Raw genomic sequence first — 18,120 nt, 5'->3', positions numbered from 1 at the left:
TACTAAAAATTGCTGTTTAATTTAAACCTAAACCGTACAGAAAAAACTTAGACCATTATTTTATATTTATTATTAGCGTTTTTGTTAGACAAAACGGCAATATTTGCCCTTTTAATACCGCAGATAGTTGGGTAATATTATCGGATATTGAACGAAGCATAAAAGAAAAAATTGAACGCATAGGTACGCCTTTAAAAGACTGGGACATACAAATAAATTACGGTATAAAAACAGGTTTTAATGAGGCGTTCATTATTGACGGTGCAAAACGTAAGGAATTAATAGAACAAGACCCCAAAAGTGATGAAATTATACGACCGATTTTACGCGGCAGAGACATCAAAAGATACGGTTATGACTTTGCCGATTTGTGGCTTATAAATACCCATAATGGTATAAAGGAAAAAGGCATAAAACCTATAAATATAAAGGATTACCCAGCCATAAAAAAACATTTAGATGGCTATTGGAAAGAAATTGAAAAACGTGCCGACCAAGGCATAACACCTTACAATTTAAGAAACTGTGCTTATATGGAGGATTTTTTTAAACAGAAAATCGTTTGGAAAGCCGTTGGAAGAAATTTAGCTTTTTCATTGCTGGAAGAAGGTTCTTTTATTACTGCACCCGCTTCATTTATTACATCAAATCAAAATTTGTATTTACTTGGATTTTTATGCAGCTCTTTTGCAAAATATTACATTTTGAATAATAGCGATACAACAGGTGCAGGTGATGTGATGTTGAATATTCAATCGTTAAGTAGTATCCCAATTCCAATTCCTGATAAAAACGAACAAATCACTAAACTTGTTCAGCAAATTATTGATGATAAATCGAAGGTCGAAAGCACAATTAAACTTGAATCCAAAATCAACGAAATTGTAAACGATTTATATGGCTTTACGAAAGAAGAAATAGCTTTTATTGATTCTCAATAAGCGTGATTTCTTCTTCTGTCAGTTGATAAATTTTATATACTTCGGTGTCCAAATTTTTGTCGTTAAAATATATTTTGTTCTTTGGTTTTGGAACAGGTAAAAGCTCAAGAAATGCTTTTTTGTAACGATAACCGCTTTCACCAAGCCCACCTCCTGCATAAAACATTTTAAAAAAATAGGTTACTGCTTTACTATGCAATAAATGGTACAAATACGTTAAATTTTCTCCAGTTAAAATAAAACTCGTTGCTTCAGGAAAATACTTTCCTTCTTTATCAAGATAAAACTGAGGTTCACGAACAATCTCAGAATACATTATTTTTTGTTTAGAAAAATCCTCCCAATAACTTATGCTATCTTGCGTTTCAAACCATTTGTTATTGGTTTTTTTTCGTGCTTTTATTTTTTCTCCATTTACCAATGCTCGTTACCTGTTTGCTCTAAACGTTCCATTCCAAAAGAAAGTAAGTGAGCTTTTACCGCAGGGTATTTATCAATATCAATTTTTAGACTTGGAAATGTGGCAATCAACCAAAGGTCTGCAAACTCATAGCCATACCGCTTTATATCACGCCCTCTAAGAATAGGTCGTATAATTTCAGCAGATTTTGCATCTTCCTTAATCAATCTGTCTTTGGTTTCTCCATTTATTATAAAAGCTTCGTTGTATCCCGTCAATATTCCACGATAAATATTAATATCCCAATCTTTGAGTGGTGTACCTACCGCTTCTATTTTGCGTTTTATACTTTGTTCTATTGGGCTTAAAATAATCCAACTTTCTTGAGTGGTAAAACTACATTCTGTACCTTTTTGTCTAACAAAAACGCTCAATTCATTTAACACTTTTTCTTTTACAATACAAGCCAATGTTTTTTGTTGGTTCTTTTGTTTAGACAACAATAAAATATTGGTATCTACAGTAGCACTTTCAAATATTTTTTGCCCGGCAAAATCAATCAATAAAACAGGGTTGGTATTTTCTGCAAAAAATTGGCGTGTGTTTTCACCATAGCCTGCACGCATCCATTTATTAGAAGTTATAAAACATAAATTACCATTGCCTTTTAATAGTTCGTGCCCCTTTTCGTAAAACAAACTATAAATATCTCCGGTACGTGCAAAAGTTTGGTATCCTTCTTTTTCAAACATTTGGGCTAGTCGTCCACCCTCTTTTTGCAATTGTACATAAGGCGGGTTACCTATTACAATATCAAAACCATCTTTTACGCCAAACATCCATTCTACATCAAAAAAAGGCGAGCTGCTGTTTTGGTCGTAGGGGTTCCAGGCGGCTAAATTTTGAATTTCTTCTTCAAAGCCTTTTGGTTTTTCTCTTTCATATTCCAACTTTATTTTATCTTTTAAATTATTAATTAATTTATCAATACGGGTTCTTTCTTCTTTGTTTTTGTCTGTTTTAAAAGGAATTTGTTGTTTTGGTAGTGCTTCAAACAGATCGCCCTGGGTACTGTTTTCGGTTGTTTCTACCCAGTTTTCCCCTTCATATTTTTTGCGTTCTGCTTCCTGTTTGCTAATTTCTTCCTTGTAAAGGGCTATAAAATCTTCTCTGGGTTTGTAGGCATTTTCGCAAATATAAGTTTTTATTTTTTCTCTTAATTTTTCATCTTCTTTGCGCAGACTTTTTTTCTCCTTAGCACCTTTGGCGTAAAAATGTTTTTCACGAATACTCCAAAGTTCTGCTTTCATATTAAGCAATTCTGCTTTGTTTAAATCGAGTGGGTCGCTATTTCCGGCACCAATACTAATTAAGGTATTAGCGGCTACAAATTTAGTTTCTAAATTGGGTAAGGTAATTACACCATAATTTTCTTTATTAAAATCCATTTCGCCTTGTTCTACAATCAGGGATATAAAAAAACGCAGTTTGCTAATTTGTGCGGCTATGGTTTGTATGTCTATTCCATAAATGCAATTTTCTATTAAATACAATTTACGTCCGTAATCGCTGGCATTGTTTTCAAATACATCGTTTATCTCAGCCAGTCGTTTGCCTCTTTCTTCTTTGTCGCCAATTTTCAAAGCTGCCTCGGTTTCTTCAATTGCTTTTTGGCGTTGCAGGTCTTTCCAGTATTTGTTTTCGGGGTCGAGTTTTTGAAGTATATTCACCATTTTGTGTAGGATACCCATAGGGAAAGCCCCCGAACCGCAGGCGGGGTCAAGAATTTTACAGTTGTTAATGGCTTCAATTATAGCTTTTGTTTCTTTTTCGTCAAAAGTATTAGGTGTCTCGGTATAAGAAAATAACTCCCGTAAACGAGCTTCAAATGTTCCAGAAGCATCCTTGCTTCTGACTACAAGCATATCCTTACTTTCATTCAATAAAAATTCACCCACTTTTAATTTAGCCTTTACCGGATTTTGCCTGATATAATTTCTGATAGCGTTTAAGGCTTTCTCATTTCTTACGATATGGTCATACGATTCGTGCATCCATAATTGCCCTTTATTACCAGTTACTTTGTTTATTTCATTTGCAGTAAAAGATTTCCACGAATGAAGAATATCCGGTAACTTATGGTTTGCCAAGGGTTTTACTAATATATGGACATGATTGGGCATTATTACCCATTCGTCTAATACATATCGCTTGTTGTTGAAATGCAGTAAAGCATCGGCAACAATTTTGGCAATCTTAGGTTCTTTCAAAATACATGAGCCTTTTCCGGCACTCAGCAATTCTTCAATGCGACCTGAAGATAAACGATAATATTCTTTCTTTTCTTCAATAGACAGGTTTTCGGGCTTTAAACCATTCCTCCTTTTAAGCCATTCTTCTCTTTTGATTTTTATTTCTTCTACCACTTCTTTAGGTAATGAGTCGGCTAAGCGAAATGTGATGAAATACCAAACTTCTTCTTGTTGCCAGTGTGGCAGGTTGCCTTGGTGAATTTCGATTTCGTTGTAGGGGTTGAAAAATGCTTCAAAAGTATCTTGCTCTTTAGTTTGAGCAGGGATGCTCAAAGTACTTTTTATGTCAGCAGGGATGCTAACTGCACTCTTGATGTATTCTAATAGTGATTCGTTTACCATAAAGTCCACAATTTCGCGTGGTGTGTAAAAGGAGCCACTTTGTTTCCGTGCTGAGTCTCTGGTTTCGCTGTTAAATGCGCCTAATAAATTTTCAAATACATTGCCCAATAATTCGGGGTCGAGTGCTACCTGTACCTCTTCGGGTGCGTTTTCTTCTACGGTAAAATTGTAACGTTCTAATAGGGGAATAATACCTTTTTGCTCGTCGAAAAACACGCAGTTGGGTATAAATGCCCGGTGGCTGAATTGTTCTTTTACTTTTTTATCATTTCGGCTAAAACCGTCTAAATGGTATTTAATGCCGTCTGTAGAAATTTCTTTGTCTAAACATTCAAACAAGCCGCCGTTTAAAAAAGGAACGGGTTTAAACAGTTCAATAATTTCGTCTTCACTTATCGAAAACATTTCGGCATAGCGGTATAAATTTTTTATATCGCGTGTGTTTTCTTCTTTGGCAAAAGCCCGCCCGGTAATGGTTTTGTTGAGTGTGGCGAAGAACAGGTTTTGTAAAATGGCGTTGTAATAGTTACCGTTTTGGGCATCATTGGATTTAAAGTTTTTAAGTATTGGTTTGAGCGCGTTTGCACTAAACAAATTATCGGGGACTAATTTTTTTTGTTTGATAAACCACACAAAAAGCAAGCGAGTAATGAGGCGAATAATTTGCTCTTCTAATTTTTCGCGGTTATCTTCGGGAGTATTGGTGTTTTTAGGAAAAGTAACACCTACCTCGTCTGATAGTGTCCACTCGTACCATTTAAATAATTCGTTGTAAAAATCTTTGGTAAGTGTGGCAACGGAAAAGAGTTTCCGGATATCTTCGAGGTGTAGTTTTTTTCCTGTTAGGGCAGAAAACCTGTCGGCAGGTGTGCGCACTTTTTCGCCTTCGCCCAATAAATAGGTATAGCGTTTGGGTTCGGTGGTTTGGGTTACAATTTCGCCTTCGTTGTTTCGCACTTTAATATCGCTCACAAAACTCAAGCGCCATTTGTTCTGTTGCTCAAAAACAATAATAGCGCCGTCCACATCATTTTTGTAAATATTGTGGAGCAGTTCCCGCAAACCTACTTTGTTGCGTTCAAGCCGTATATTTGGTTTTATTTTTATATGGTAAAGACCAATAAGGCGGTCGTCAATGGTATTAAAATTACCCAACTCAAAAGCGGCTTCGGCTTTGTCGTTGTTTGGCAAGCGAATGGCTTGCGGTAGCCGGTACAGGTGTTTTACGCTAAAAACAGTTCGTAAAACTTCTATCCAGTTTTGCAGGTCGAAGGGTTTAGAAAATAGTTCTTTTAGTGCTGTGTTGTTCATTTTTTCTTTTTTGTTTAGTTGGTTTTTTAACTGCCCAAGGCAGGCAGCTGCGATTTAAATTTTTTCGGTAACGCTATTTTTGAAACAATGAGGCAGTTGTGCCCCCAGAGAATTTGAGACGAGCGGTTGCAACAACTATTGTCCATCAATAAATGTTTCTGAAAGCACAATTTCCGGATTAATATTTGCATCAATTTCTTCTGCTATTTGTTCTTCTTCCACTTCAGAAAAAGCATCATATTTTTTTGCCATGGCAATCAGCAAATACTCCACTTGCGCAACGTTGATTTGCTTTTTATCCCATTTTCGTTTAAGTTTTACAAGTTCAAGCGCTAATGGCGTATAGATACCGTCATTAACAATGGGTATGAGGTTTTGGCAAATATCTTTTACTATTTTTTGGTGCGTTACGTTTTTCCAATCCTTCAAGAATTTTGATGCCTGTTTGGTATTGGCATCGGATTTGTCGGTAGCGGTAACTTTTTCGGCAACGCTGCCCAAAAAGTCTTCTTCAAACGAATTGAGGGCAGCCTGCACATGCTTGAAATGCGTTTCGGGCAAGGGCAAAGGCAATTCGGCAGGGGTTGCTTCAAAATTTTGGGCAGCTTCTAAAAAAGTCAATGGCAGTACTTTTGCTTCGTTATCAATATGGTAAAATTCTGTTTTGTAAGCCGATTTTAGGAAAACAATTGTTCCGTTTTTCGTACCATCTGGTTTATTTTTACGGGCAGTACGTGCTTTTAACGGAAACGCTTTAATTCGTTTAAACTCTTTGGGGAAGTTATCTTTAAATTCCCTAATGCGGCGCAGGTAGTACAGGCGTTTGTCTTCCTCATCGGGTGAGCCTTCTTTAAAAAGTTCAAATTCTTCCAGCATTTCTTCGTGGGTATAAATTTTTGCGTCTTCGCCAAAGGCAGTATGAAAACCCTGCAGTTTAACCAAAGCGTTGCGGTATAATTTTATTTCTTCATCGCCTTGTTGCGAGGGGTAGAAATTGTAGTTATAAATAACATCTGCTGAGCTGCCAATACGGTTTACCCGCCCAATTCGTTGCATCAATCGGGTGGCATTCCAAGGGGTATCGTAATTAACAATTACATTTGCTCTATGTAAGTTTACGCCTTCTGCCAATACATCGGTAGTAATAATTATGTTGTAATCGTTTTTGTGTTCTTTATCGTAGTTAGCGTCAAAATTTTCCTGAATGGTTTCAAAAATTTTGTTTCGGTTGTGGCTGGAAACGCTCAATACCTTGGTTTTCAAAAACGCCTCCACTTTTTCTGTTAGATAGTTTGCCGTTTCGGCGCTTTCGGTAAAAACAACTAATTTTCCGGTTGGGTTGATTTGTTTATTGAAAAATTCTTCTTTCAAAGCGTGTAGAAATGTATCTAATTTGGGGTCTTGCTCAATCTCGCTCCATTCTTTTACCAATTCCTGCAAAAGCCGATAGTCTTTTCGCAAACCTTCAATAAAATTGCTTTCAAAATCATCCGGAGAAAAAACGTTGTTTCTTGGGTTTTCAATAGAAATTACTGCTATTTTCTCTTCAATTTCTTCAAGGCTGAAGCCTTTTTCCATCAAGTCGTTTACACTTAAATCGGGGGCAATTAAAACTTTGCCTTTGTCAAACATTTCAATCATTCTGCCGGTGGCGGTAGTAAAATTTTTTAAAGAAGATTTAAAAGCCCTAAAACTGCTTTCTAAACGTTTTATCATAAAGGTTTTTATAATGCCCGCCAATGATTGCGAAACCAAAACGGCTTGTTCGTAATAGTTTTCGCGCAGTTCTGGTTTCAAATATTTGATAGCTTGATAACGAAAATACTGAATTTTATCGCTGTCTGTAAGATAGAAAACGGTATGATAAAACAGTTTGCTCAATTTGGTATCAAATGTATAAATTTTTGGTTTGGGGCCGGCAATATCGGGAAACTCAATGCCCTGCGCTTTTAAATCTTCTAAATATTTCGGGTAGTTTCTTAAATCGCTCCTTGTTCTGCGAACGGCAATTTGAGAAATAATTTTTTCGCGAATGCTTGAATACAGTTCACTGATGCGTTTAATATCCGGTTGACTCTTTTTCATTATTTCCTGAAATTCCCGGATAATGGGTCCGAAAAATGCCTGTAGATTAGAATTGGCAATCGGTAAAGTAGTTCTTCTTGCATCTTGAAACAAAAGCAATTGATAGTATAAATCCTGGGGGCGGTTGTTGAGTGGTGTTGCCGAAATTAAAATTACTTTTTTCTTTTCTCCCGGAACCAAACCTTCCCCGTTTCTACGCGATTTGCAAATGCGTTGCAAAAAGGCAAAAGATTGCGAACTGTGGTTTCTGTAACGGTGTGCTTCATCCACTAAAATCAGGTCGTAATCTTCTTTTGCCCAGTATTTAGGGTCTTTTCCTTCAACTATCTTATCTAAACTCCCGTTCGTTATAAATTTACAATGCTTATCAATATTAAATTGCCTGAAAGTATTAATCCAGTTTTTTTCCAAAGCCGGTGGAAATACTACCAAAATTCTGGTGTTCAAAGTGCCGTTTGCTATCAAAAACCGCTTGGCTATCATGGCGGCAACCACGGTTTTGCCCAAGCCAACCACGTCTGATAGAAAAAAACCGTTATGGTCCATCAACATTTGAAAACCCTGGTTTACGGCATCAACCTGATAGGAAAGTGTTTTGTAGGTTTTTGGCAAATCGCCAACTGTATCGGGGTCGTAGTCTATATTTTTGCCAAAGTATTCAATTAAAAACTTGATGTATAATTCGTATGGTGTAAAAATTTGCCCTATATGCGTTTTTTGTTTAAACTGTTGAATGTCGGTAGGTAATATAGGTACTGAGTCATCCCATAACATGGAAAATTCATCTTTAGCAAATTGAACATCATCAAAATCTTTCAGCGCAATGTTCAACTCGTAATTAGGAGATTTTTTTTTGCCCAACCCTGCTTCTGTTAGGTTTGACGAACCCATAATGACCCACCCGTCTGAATGTTCGCTGTGTTTTTCGGGTAAAAACAAATAAAACTTAGCGTGCATGGCTTTTGAGTTGTGTGCCCTCACTTCAATTCTTCCGTTAATTAAGTCGTTTACAAACTTTAAAACACCATCTTCAACTACTTTAGAATATTTGGCTTCTTTAATGTCTTGTATAAACCATTTTAAAAATTCTTCTTTGGTTTTTTCTGCATCACCAAAGTATAAAAGCCCTTTGCGTTGCGATTCGGCAAACATTTGGTCAACATTAATACCAACCAAAATTTTAATTTCTTTTAAGTTTTTAAGGTAATCTTGAAGGGCAAAGTAGCCCGATGAACGGAAATAGCCAACAACAGCATGAAAGGCATACAAATCTTTCATATAATCGATAATTCCTTTGAATTTTTCGAACATGCTTCGTTCGCTCTTGTTTGTAAAAAATTTAGTTGACATTATTTGCTATTGTTTTTAAGTTGGTTTTCTATATTGAATTCCTTCTCCTGTTTAAATTTTACTTTTCCCGCAGGAACGAAATCTGCTGCAAAGTGCCCCCTATTTGTCTGTTGCCAATGGCGAGGTAAACTCTGCCTTCAAAGACTTTTAGGTTCAAGATGGTGCCGAATTTCAGAAAATTGTCTTTGCCCACAATATCGGGTTTGCCGCTGCCCGTCCTGACTTGTCGTTGAGCACGTTCATAGGGGCGAATAGGTCATCTGGCGCATGATTGTCTTTTTTACAGGCGTCGAATGTAAGCAATACGAGGCAAACCGCTAAAATAGAATTAAACTTTTTTTGCATTTTTTATTGATGCCAACGGCAGCCGGTTTAATAGCCGTTTAACTTTTGGCAAATTTAGGAAACAGGCTTGAAAAACAGGCGATTTAGTGGGTTTTGCGCTTAAAAAAATCCGGATTGAATAGGGGGGGTGAGGTGGGAAAGCATAAAACCCAGTGTCTTTGCTTGTGGATTTAATCATTTACCATTCATCATCATCAGTTTGGTTAATCTCTACAATGGAAGCCATTGATTTATACCGCTTAAAAACATCTAAACTGTCTTTTATTTCGTCGTATTCTTCGTGGTCTTTTAGGTCTTCATCTATAATGTCGAACACCTTATAATTAGAGATAACAAAACATTTTTTAATGGCTCGCGTTATTGCTACATTTAATCGGTTTGGGCTGTAGAAAAAGTCTAACCGCCTCATTGATTCAAGAGGGTGAGCATTGGCAAAACTGTAAATGATATAATTTCTTTCTTGCCCTTGCATTCCGTCAACGGTATCGACCAGCAATGTATCAAAAGGCTTATCGATAGAATTGGGCAGGACTTGTTTAACTGCTTTTTTAATTTCTCTAACTTGTGCCCGGTAGGGCGACATAATGCCAATATCTTTAATGTCCACCCCGTTTTGTATAAGGTCTGAAACCAATTCAGCCACAATTTTTGCTTCGTGCGGAGAACGACCGTTCGAATCAAAAACATTATGCAATATAAGTTTGTGCGATTCGCTGTTTAGCAATCCGGAATGATGGTTGCATTGATAGGTTTTATTATCCTCCTGAGTAGTTGATGCAGCTTTAAGCAGGTTGTTGTAAAACAACGTATTTGGTATTTTTATCAACGATTCGTTGAGGCGATAAGAGGTGTTCAAAAGGTTAATCTCACTTGGATAAATGCGTGCCAATCTACTAAAAATAGACTCGGCAAACATTTTATTACCCGTCTTTTTGGGTATAATTGGGTCGAGTTGTTTGTGGTCGCCTACAAAAATATACTTTCCGGTTCGGCACATTGCAGCAACAGATAACGGAATACTTAATTGGGCGGCTTCGTCAATAATACAGACATCGAACAGCCAACCATCTAATTTTTTACTTCCCGGATAGCATAGCGAATAGGCGGTTGAGCCAATTGCAATTCCTTTTTGACTGTAGTTAGCATTAATTTTATAACTCGAGTAAGATACCCTTGATTTCCTTGCCACAAAAGGATTTTCCTGCACTTCTTTGTTGTTCGCTTTTTCACCAATTTTTACAACTTTAGATTTGTCTCTAATTTTTGAAGCAACGGCATTTAAACAGTTGTTGATAGCGGTATGGTTTGGTGCCGTTACAAAAACTTTTAGCCCACAATCAACAAAATGTTTTACCATATTACCAATGGTTTCTGTTTTACCTGTACCAGGAGGACCTTGAACAAGGCAGAAATTACTTGCATTTATGGCTTTAAGGTAAGCCGTGTTTTGCGAATCGTTTAAATAACCAACTTTTTTCGAATAACCTTGGTAGGTGTTTTGGGTTCTGCCGTTTAAGAAGTTTTCAATTTTGCGAAGGATTGTAGTATCGTCTTTTAATACCTCGGCAGCAGTTAGTAAAAGTTTTGTGCTTATATTCGTATTTACTGCGTTTATTTCCCAGTTGTTTTCGGGGTATTTTACACTATCAATATAGCAATTCTTAACGTTAAAATCATTGGGTTTTAGTATAAAGTTTTCCGTACTGTCCTCCTCAATTTCCATTTCGAAACGATACGAGCCATTGCTTAAAACAACAGAATTGCCTTCTTTAAATTTCGATATGTTGTTTTTACAAAATACTTTTACCGCATAAATGTATTCGTGTGGTTCTGGTAAACGAGGGCAAAACCGATCGGGTAAACCGTCATAAAATTCTATTTCAACTTTCAAATTAGACATTGTTACCCCTTTGGCAACCCTTTCATCTAAGGGCAATTTTTGTTGTTCTTCAAATTCTTGAAGGTTTTTTGCAAATTCAATTTCAATAGCTGCCTGAAATTCGTTTAGTACGTCCATTTTATATTTTTACTTTTAATGAGTTTAAAATTATTTGTGTTTCTTTTTTCATAACCGGTACATTAACAATATAATAGTCGGGGTAGTTTTCGTGTAAAACAACCAGTTTCATTGAAGATATTTTCAGGGCATACTCGGTTTCTACAATATGCTTGTAAATATTTTGTTGCAGGCAATATCTGTTAAAGCTCGAATTGTCTAAATTGCTCAATTCTGATAAAGCATAGCCATAGCCAAAAATTCTCGGATGCCCATCAATAATGAGTTTTTTGCTTCTTTTCCAGTCGAGCATAACATACTCATCTTTGTTTTCTTTTTTGTAAAGACAGTCAATTGTTCCGGCTACAAGATATTTATCAGAAAAAATCATTTTTTCAGCATCAAAAAACCTAAGACCTCTTGGTTTTATTTCCTTATGGTAAAAATCAAGAAACAAGGCAAACTCCTTTGAATCCGGATCAAAAGCGGTATTTTTCAGGAACTGCTCAATTTGGTTATGCAGGTATGTTCCCTTTTCGGCAGCTTCATCTCGCATTAAAAGATATTCATCTAAAACATCTTCTTCCGGTCTGTTTTCCTCTTCTGCTTTTTTTTCGATATACCTGTTTAAATCAAACGGAAAAAAACGTTCAATAAGCGTTGTAACCGAAATATATTCGGCGTTTCCTGTTTCATCTTTTGGGTGAAGGTATTTATGCGATTCTTCGTCAAAGGCAATATTGCTGCTCCAGTTATCAAATTTGAATCTTTTGGTTCTCTCAATTACATTTTCTATGCTTTCGGGTTGGGTTGTGTCTATTGCTATTTCCTTGTTGCTAAATTGTTTTTTAAATCTTTCAATACCTAAATACTTTTCCCGGTAATAAGCCTTTTGCCACTGTATGCATTGGTTGTAATCCCATTGGTTTTCTCTTTGGCAAGCCGCACCAATAACGAATTTTCTATTATAAATTGAGTTGAGAACATTTTTGATATAATCAATACAGTCGAATGGTTGGCAATGAATTTGTTTTTCTGTGAACCGTATTAGAATCCAACCACTTTCGGTAAAAAACAAATCTCTGATATTATCTTGTTTTGCCTCATCTTCCGGATTAATATAGTGTGTTGGGTATCTGTAATAACCGTCATAAGGCTCGTCAATTTCAATATCAATATAGAGGTTTAAATTTTTATCAAACAAAACAATATCTGGCTCGTAGGGTTTTTTAAAATTTGGTATTACCAAATGTACATTGTTTGTAATTTCAAGGTCGGATATGTATAATTTAAGCTGATTAAAAAAGCCATTTTCGGTGTACCCCCTTTGGTTTGAACGACCAGCCCTTGGAAGTTTTAGCACCGCATTTTGTTTTGGCATTTTTACTACCGGATATAAGTATTGTTCTGTTTGTGCAAAATAACTGTTGGGGGCAAATAAAATTCTTAAATCATCTGTTTGTTCTTCATTGGGTTCAGACATAATTATTTGGCTTATAAACTCCCTTGGTTTTTCCTCCTCCTCTTGCTGAGGTGTTTTTTGGGTTAAGCGCGGGTTATCTTCATTATTCGTCTGCTGGCTTATAGATTTTTGTTCGGGCAAATCTTTTTTAGGACTTGTTTGCTTGTTTTTACTTTCGGTTTTTCTATAGCTTTCAACCGGCTCTTCTACAGTGGGGGTTGGCTGGAGTTTTCTTTCTTTTTCTCGTATTTTCGTTAGTTTATATTCTGCCCAATCTTGTTTTATTTCGGTAAAAAACTTATATTTTCCTTCTTTTGTTAGCTCGGCAGGTGATTTAACGCCATAACGTTCCATCTTTTCTAAAAAGAAGATTCTGTATTCTTTCTGTAATTCAGATAGCTTTTTTTCGTTCATGGGGATTGATTATTTGCGCTAAGTTCTGAAATTTACACGGAAATTTTCATAAGCTTCGGCAACAAAACAATTTTATGGTAGGTTTTGGTTTCGGTGTGGCTTTGGGTGGGTTGCAAATGTACTGCTTTGGGCATTGGTTTTTGCCCTGCCGTATAATCTTTGGCGATAATTATACTTTAAAATCGTAAATTTGTACTATGGGTAAACATTTAAAATTCATCTCTTTCAAATACCTTGAAAAATACTCGTCAGCGTGCAAAATAAATTGGTTGGCGGTATTTCACAAACTACGGGCAAAATCAATATTCACAGCAGACGATTTTGAATACTATATAATCGCATCATCACTTTATTCCTCTAAGATTGAGGGTAATACCATCGATGCAAACAGTTTTTTTAGAAACAGGGGAAACAAAAGTTTTCCTAAGAAAAAGGAGGTGCAAGAAATTGAAGATTTGGTAAAGGCATACAAATTTGCCTCTGAAAACAATTTGAATAAAACCAATTTCTTGAAAGCGCACGCAATTTTATCAAAAACTTTATTGGCGGTAGGTTTAAGAGGAAAGTTAAGGAAAGAGCAAGTGGGGGTTAGAGATTCTAAAACGCTAAAACCTGTTTATTTGGCAGTTGAGCCGCAATTCGTAAAGGAGGAATTGGGCAAATTGTTTGCCGATATTTCAGAACTTTTGCAACGCAAATTATCACACAAGGAAGTTTTTTATTATGCTTCAATGATACATTTATGGGTTGCAAAAATCCACCCATTTATGGATGGCAATGGTCGTTCTGCACGTTTACTTGAAAAATGGTTTTTAGTGGCAACACTTGGCATGTCGGCTTGGTCTATAAATTCAGAAAAATATTATTGGGATAATCGTCCTGAATATTATCAAAATATTGCTTTGGGCTATAACTACTATGTGCTGTATTGGGATAGATGCTTGCCGTTTTTATTGATGTTGCCCGAAGCCCTTAAAGAAACTGTTGAGTGAGTTCTTTATTTTGATGATTGGCTTTTTTATTTAATCTATCCGGATAAATAAGCGGGTTGGGGGGATTCGCTTTAAACACACAGATTTATATCGCCCGCACTGTTAAGCAAGGTTTATACCTCAATTAGTTTGATGGTCTTTTTTCTTCTGCCTTCTGTACTAATTGTGGCACTGTAAATTCTACTTGGCAAATGTATTTCATCAAAATGAATAAATAATTAGCCCAATAAACTTAAACTGAATTGCTTTATTTTGTTGTAAGAACAAAATATATGGCTTTTGTTTTATTATATCTTTTTTATTTATATGAACGGGCAAACTTGCGAAGGCAAGGTTGTGAAGTGAACCTGCGAAGCAGTAGTAACAAAAAATCAAGTGCTGCGACCTGTTGTTTAACGGTTTTTCCGTTTGTAAACCTACAACAGCCCTAAGGCGCGGATAGTGGTATTGATGACTTTGTATTTAGGCAAAACCTTTTTCCGGAAATTGAAAAGTTTTGACTTTGGTCTATATTGTAACAGGTAGGCCAAAATTTCATCATCGCTTTGCTTAAAAAAGGGAATGATTTGCTCTTGGTGGCGCTTTATTAGCGTTTTTTCCTTTTTAAGATTTCGGGTAAAGAAGAAATATCCGTAATTTCCTCGCCATCTAAATATATTTTTTTCAGCTTGGGTAAATAGTCTAAAAAGGAAGTATCCGAAATTTGATTATTATTTAAATACAAAAATTCCAAACTCGTCAAACCTTCTAAACCAGCAATATCCGAAATTTGATTATTATATAATAACAATGTCCTCAACTCCGTCAAACCTCGCAAACAAGTAATATCCGAAATTTGATTATTATGTAATAACAATGTCCTCAACTCCGTCAAACCTTGCAAACCAGCAATATCCGAAATTTGATTATTATGTAATAACAATGTCCTCAGCTCCGTCAAACCTCGCAAACAAGTAATATCCGAAATTTGATTATTATGTAAATACAAGTTTTTCAAACTCGTCAAACCTTGCAAACAAGCAATATCCGAAATTTGATTATTATGTAATTTCAACTCTTCCAAACTCGTCAAACCTCGCAAACCAGCAATATCCGAAATTTGATTATTCTCTAATCCGAGCACTGTCAAATTCGTCAAACCTTGCAAACCAGCAATATCCGAAATTTGATTATGCCCTAAAAACAACCATTCCAAACCCGTCAAACCTTGTAAACCAGCAATATCCGAAATTTGATTATTATGTAAATACAAGTTTCTCAAACTCGTCAAACCTTCTAAACCAGCAATATCCGAAATTTGATTATTATTTAAATGCAAGATGCGCAACCACCGCAAACCTTGCAAGCCAGCAATATCCGAAATTTGATTATTACCTAAATGCAAAAATTCCAAACTCGTCAAGCCTTGCAAACCAGCAATATCCGAAATTTCATTATAATGTAAATCTAATTCTCTCAAACTCGTCAAACCTTGTAAACAAGAAATATCCGAAATTTGATTATTATTTAAATGCAACTCTTCCAAACTCGTCAAACCTTGTAAACAAGAAATATCCGAAATATTACATTGACTTAAGTTTAATGCAATTATTCTATTTTGCGTATCAAAAGCACACCTTTTACTGGCATATCGGGTATGCCCCCAGCTACAGGGTGTAAGTTCGAAGCCTAAGTGTTTTTCGAGGTTAAGTATCTGTTGTGGTTTCACTTTTATAAAAGTTAATCTGTTATAAGTTTTAGTTTTCCCGTCCGGTGCTCTAAAAATTGTTTAACTCGTTTTTAAATGTTAAATCTTTGCCGTATTATCTCCGCCACCTATCCGGATAATTCTGTTAATTGCATTTAGGAGGGTCAATAATACAATAATTTTGTGTTTCATGGTTTGCAATTTTAACATTTCAACAAATTTACATAATTAATTTTAAACAGCGGCTATTTTATTGGCTTTTTTATTTAATCTATCCGGATAAATAAGCGGGTTGGGGGGATTGCCTTAATTTTATCCGGATAAAAATATAGGGCGTAAATTTATCCGGAAGTATCGGACTTTGGTAAGTTCCATCTAAGGCATTCAAAATTGAAGCTTGTTTAAAACGCCGCAAATGCAGTCGCTACGGGCAGTTTAGCCCCAAAGTTACTTAGAAAAAAATTGAGTTGTGCAACGGTTACCATCGTTAGTGGTTCGTTGTTCTTGCTCGTCAGTTAGTTTCGGTGTATTTTTTAAAGTTATTCAAAATAGCTTGCCAACCTTGCTGTTGCATTTCAATTGGGTTTTGTGGTTCAGGGTCAAATTTTACAGTAACTGTGGTTAGCCCGCTTTGTTCTTTGAACACAACAGATGCTTGCCGCCCACCAAACTCATAGGTAAAACTATCACCCTGGTGTATTTCTGTATAAACGACTTCAAAGTCAAAACCAAAACTTCCATCTTTGGCCTCCATTCTTGCTTTGTAAACACCTCCAACTTTCATGTCGTTGGTGGCTGTTGGGCAATGCCAACTTGGGTCGGCAAAATTCCAATTTACAATATGTTTTGGGTTGGTGTAGAAGTCCCAAACCTTCTTTGCGTCTGCATTTATGGTTGCAGTTACCGTTATTTTGTTGTTCATATTTATCTTACTCTGTTAAACCTTATATCGTAGGTTTTAATCTGATTTTTAATGAAGCTTTTTTCCCTCCTTTAACATGGCCACAATCTCTTGTATTCGCTTGGCTCTTGTTTCGGGTTTTTTAGCTGTTTGAAGCCGAAAATTAATGGCAAATTTATTGGTCTTATTAAGCGATTGATAAAAGATTTCAGCTTTTTTGTCTTTTGCCAATTCTTGCAGCAAATCTTCAGCATCTTGCATGGTAGTATGTGAATCGTAAGCCCTCGCCCAGCGCCCATCAGCTTTGGCTTTTTCAATTTCTGCAAAACCTCTTGGGGTCATCTTTCCGTCTTCTATAAGTTTTTCCACAATACCAATATTGCGTTTTGACCAAATGCTTTGTGCTCTGCGAGGTGTGTATTTCTGCAAATAAGATTGTTCATCATAGCTTTTTCTTTGTCCGTCTATCCAACCAAAACACAATGCTTCTTCTAATGCTTGAACGATGGTTACGGATTCAATGCCTGAATCAACTTTAAACACTTGAAGCCATATTCCCTCTGGCAAGTCTTGGTTTTTATCCAACCAATTCCGCCAAGTATTCTTGGATTTAAAAGATTTGATATTTGTTGCTGCCATTTGGTTAAGGTTTTCTTTAGTATTCCTTTTTGTTTAAGCAATCATTTCATTCGCTCTTGTTGTAAAGAAACTTTTCAATCATTGGAATCACCAGGTCGCTTTCTTTGAAATCAGGGGTTATTGTTGTTATTTCCCCAATGTATTGTCCATGTACGCCGGGAACGATGGCCAATTCTGAGTTGGCAATTTGTCGGCGAAGCTCAATGGCATGTTCCGGTGTAATAATATCTTTGTCGGCTATAATAATTAAGGTAGTAATTTTTATAGCCTTTATTTGTTCGTCTGGAATGTCTTTAAAGTTAATTACTCGCTTTGCATCTCTGTCGTGCATTCTTTGCAAACCGCTTGTGTCTGCTGCAACCTTTTTGTAGCCATCTTGCAGTTGCTTAGGCATATTTTCCAATTTTGCTTGTGCCATAAATCCCCAAAACCAGTCGGGAACACCGTTTCGCTTTGCAAGTGCAGAGCATAAAATCATTTTGGCCACAATTTCAGGGTGTCTGATAGCAATTTGTATGGTTGTTGTTCCTCCATTGCTAAACCCTAAAAAATCGGCTTTATCAATTTTTAAATTTTTTAAAAGCGTAGCTACATCGTCAGCATCTTGCTCAAATGTAAGGTCAGTATTGCGGTCGTTGGTTCTTCCGTGGGCTTGTAGTTCAACAGCAATTACTTTTCTATTTTTTGAAAGCAAAGGGATTAGCTTCCCGAAATTTGTTTGAATAGTTGAGCCACCTCCATGTATCAGAACAAGTGGGTTACCTTGTCCATAAATTTCGTAATACATTTTAAGTCCATTCACCTCAGAATATCCGTTCTTAAAAATCAAACTGTCGCTTGTTGTTGTTACCATGTCCATATTTATATTTTTTGTTTTCTGGTTGTGTCATCCGTTATAATGACCGCCAACAGTAGTCTTTCTAAAAACTCAAATTTCAACAAA

Annotated in this window: 11 protein-coding genes; 2 read left to right on the top strand and 9 right to left on the bottom strand. The window is 36.2% G+C overall.

Translation table 11 applies throughout. The features are described 5' to 3' along the window. Positions 1 to 71 precede the first annotated feature (71 nt). Positions 72 to 941, top strand: coding sequence for a class I SAM-dependent DNA methyltransferase (locus IPI59_01865; GenBank protein MBK7526314.1), 870 nt, complete (start codon positions 72 to 74; stop codon positions 939 to 941). Here the strand turns inward: IPI59_01865 and IPI59_01860 are convergent. The 5 genes from IPI59_01860 to IPI59_01840 form a co-directional block, all read right to left on the bottom strand. Further along, a complete protein-coding gene (locus IPI59_01860) occupies positions 925 to 1,362 on the bottom strand; it encodes a hypothetical protein (GenBank protein ID MBK7526313.1) in 438 nt (145 codons plus the stop codon). The two genes, IPI59_01865 and IPI59_01860, sit on opposite strands and share 17 nt — an antisense overlap. Then, a complete protein-coding gene (locus tag IPI59_01855; GenBank protein MBK7526312.1) occupies positions 1,356 to 5,306 on the bottom strand; it encodes an Eco57I restriction-modification methylase domain-containing protein in 3,951 nt (1,316 codons plus the stop codon). The genes IPI59_01860 and IPI59_01855 overlap by 7 nt, the downstream gene beginning before the upstream one ends. A 135-nt stretch (positions 5,307 to 5,441) precedes the next feature. Then, positions 5,442 to 8,741 carry a DEAD/DEAH box helicase family protein gene (locus IPI59_01850; protein ID MBK7526311.1) on the bottom strand — a complete coding sequence of 1,100 codons (3,300 nt, stop codon included), beginning with the start codon at positions 8,739 to 8,741 and terminating at the stop codon, positions 5,442 to 5,444. Positions 8,742 to 9,264: 523 nt separating this feature from the next. Beyond that, complete coding sequence (locus IPI59_01845) at positions 9,265 to 11,103, bottom strand: AAA family ATPase (protein MBK7526310.1); 1,839 nt, start codon at positions 11,101 to 11,103, stop codon at positions 9,265 to 9,267. A gap of 1 nt (position 11,104) precedes the next feature. Further along, the gene (locus IPI59_01840; GenBank protein ID MBK7526309.1) at positions 11,105 to 12,958 is read right to left on the bottom strand and encodes a hypothetical protein; all 1,854 of its coding nucleotides are present in this window, start codon (positions 12,956 to 12,958) and stop codon (positions 11,105 to 11,107) included. A 197-nt stretch (positions 12,959 to 13,155) separates the two neighbouring features. On the opposite strand from IPI59_01840, the gene IPI59_01835 reads away from it, so the two are divergent. Beyond that, positions 13,156 to 13,950, top strand: coding sequence for a Fic family protein (locus tag IPI59_01835; protein MBK7526308.1), 795 nt, complete (start codon positions 13,156 to 13,158; stop codon positions 13,948 to 13,950). Between the two features lie 586 nt (positions 13,951 to 14,536). Here the strand turns inward: IPI59_01835 and IPI59_01830 are convergent. From IPI59_01830 to IPI59_01815, 4 genes are all read right to left on the bottom strand, one after another. Next, positions 14,537 to 15,475 (bottom strand): leucine-rich repeat domain-containing protein, encoded by a 939-nt coding sequence (locus tag IPI59_01830; protein ID MBK7526307.1) that lies wholly within the window; start codon positions 15,473 to 15,475, stop codon positions 14,537 to 14,539. A 673-nt stretch (positions 15,476 to 16,148) separates the two neighbouring features. Beyond that, positions 16,149 to 16,559 carry an SRPBCC family protein gene (locus IPI59_01825; GenBank protein ID MBK7526306.1) on the bottom strand — a complete coding sequence of 137 codons (411 nt, stop codon included), beginning with the start codon at positions 16,557 to 16,559 and terminating at the stop codon, positions 16,149 to 16,151. A gap of 48 nt (positions 16,560 to 16,607) precedes the next feature. Further along, positions 16,608 to 17,177 (bottom strand): YdeI/OmpD-associated family protein, encoded by a 570-nt coding sequence (locus IPI59_01820; GenBank protein ID MBK7526305.1) that lies wholly within the window; start codon positions 17,175 to 17,177, stop codon positions 16,608 to 16,610. Between the two features lie 46 nt (positions 17,178 to 17,223). Then, positions 17,224 to 18,036: an alpha/beta hydrolase gene (locus IPI59_01815; protein ID MBK7526304.1), complete on the bottom strand. Its 813-nt coding sequence runs from the start codon at positions 18,034 to 18,036 to the stop codon at positions 17,224 to 17,226. Positions 18,037 to 18,120 lie beyond the last annotated feature (84 nt).

Source organism: Sphingobacteriales bacterium, assembly GCA_016706405.1.
In the GTDB taxonomy this organism is placed as follows: domain Bacteria; phylum Bacteroidota; class Bacteroidia; order Chitinophagales; family UBA2359; genus BJ6.
This window is presented reverse-complemented; position numbering and strand designations above follow the sequence as displayed.

What these genes read in the sequence shown, in the direction of transcription:
- IPI59_01815 (MBK7526304.1), bottom strand. Translation starts at nt 18,036, where the DNA reads ATGGACATGGTAACAACAACAAGCGACAGTTTGATTTTTAAGAACGGA.
- IPI59_01825 (MBK7526306.1), bottom strand. Translation starts at nt 16,559, where the DNA reads ATGAACAACAAAATAACGGTAACTGCAACCATAAATGCAGACGCAAAG.
- IPI59_01845 (MBK7526310.1), bottom strand. Translation starts at nt 11,103, where the DNA reads ATGGACGTACTAAACGAATTTCAGGCAGCTATTGAAATTGAATTTGCA.
- IPI59_01835 (MBK7526308.1), top strand. Translation starts at nt 13,156, where the DNA reads ATGGGTAAACATTTAAAATTCATCTCTTTCAAATACCTTGAAAAATAC.
- IPI59_01855 (MBK7526312.1), bottom strand. Translation starts at nt 5,306, where the DNA reads ATGAACAACACAGCACTAAAAGAACTATTTTCTAAACCCTTCGACCTG.
- IPI59_01820 (MBK7526305.1), bottom strand. Translation starts at nt 17,177, where the DNA reads ATGGCAGCAACAAATATCAAATCTTTTAAATCCAAGAATACTTGGCGG.
- IPI59_01850 (MBK7526311.1), bottom strand. Translation starts at nt 8,741, where the DNA reads ATGTCAACTAAATTTTTTACAAACAAGAGCGAACGAAGCATGTTCGAA.
- IPI59_01840 (MBK7526309.1), bottom strand. Translation starts at nt 12,958, where the DNA reads ATGAACGAAAAAAAGCTATCTGAATTACAGAAAGAATACAGAATCTTC.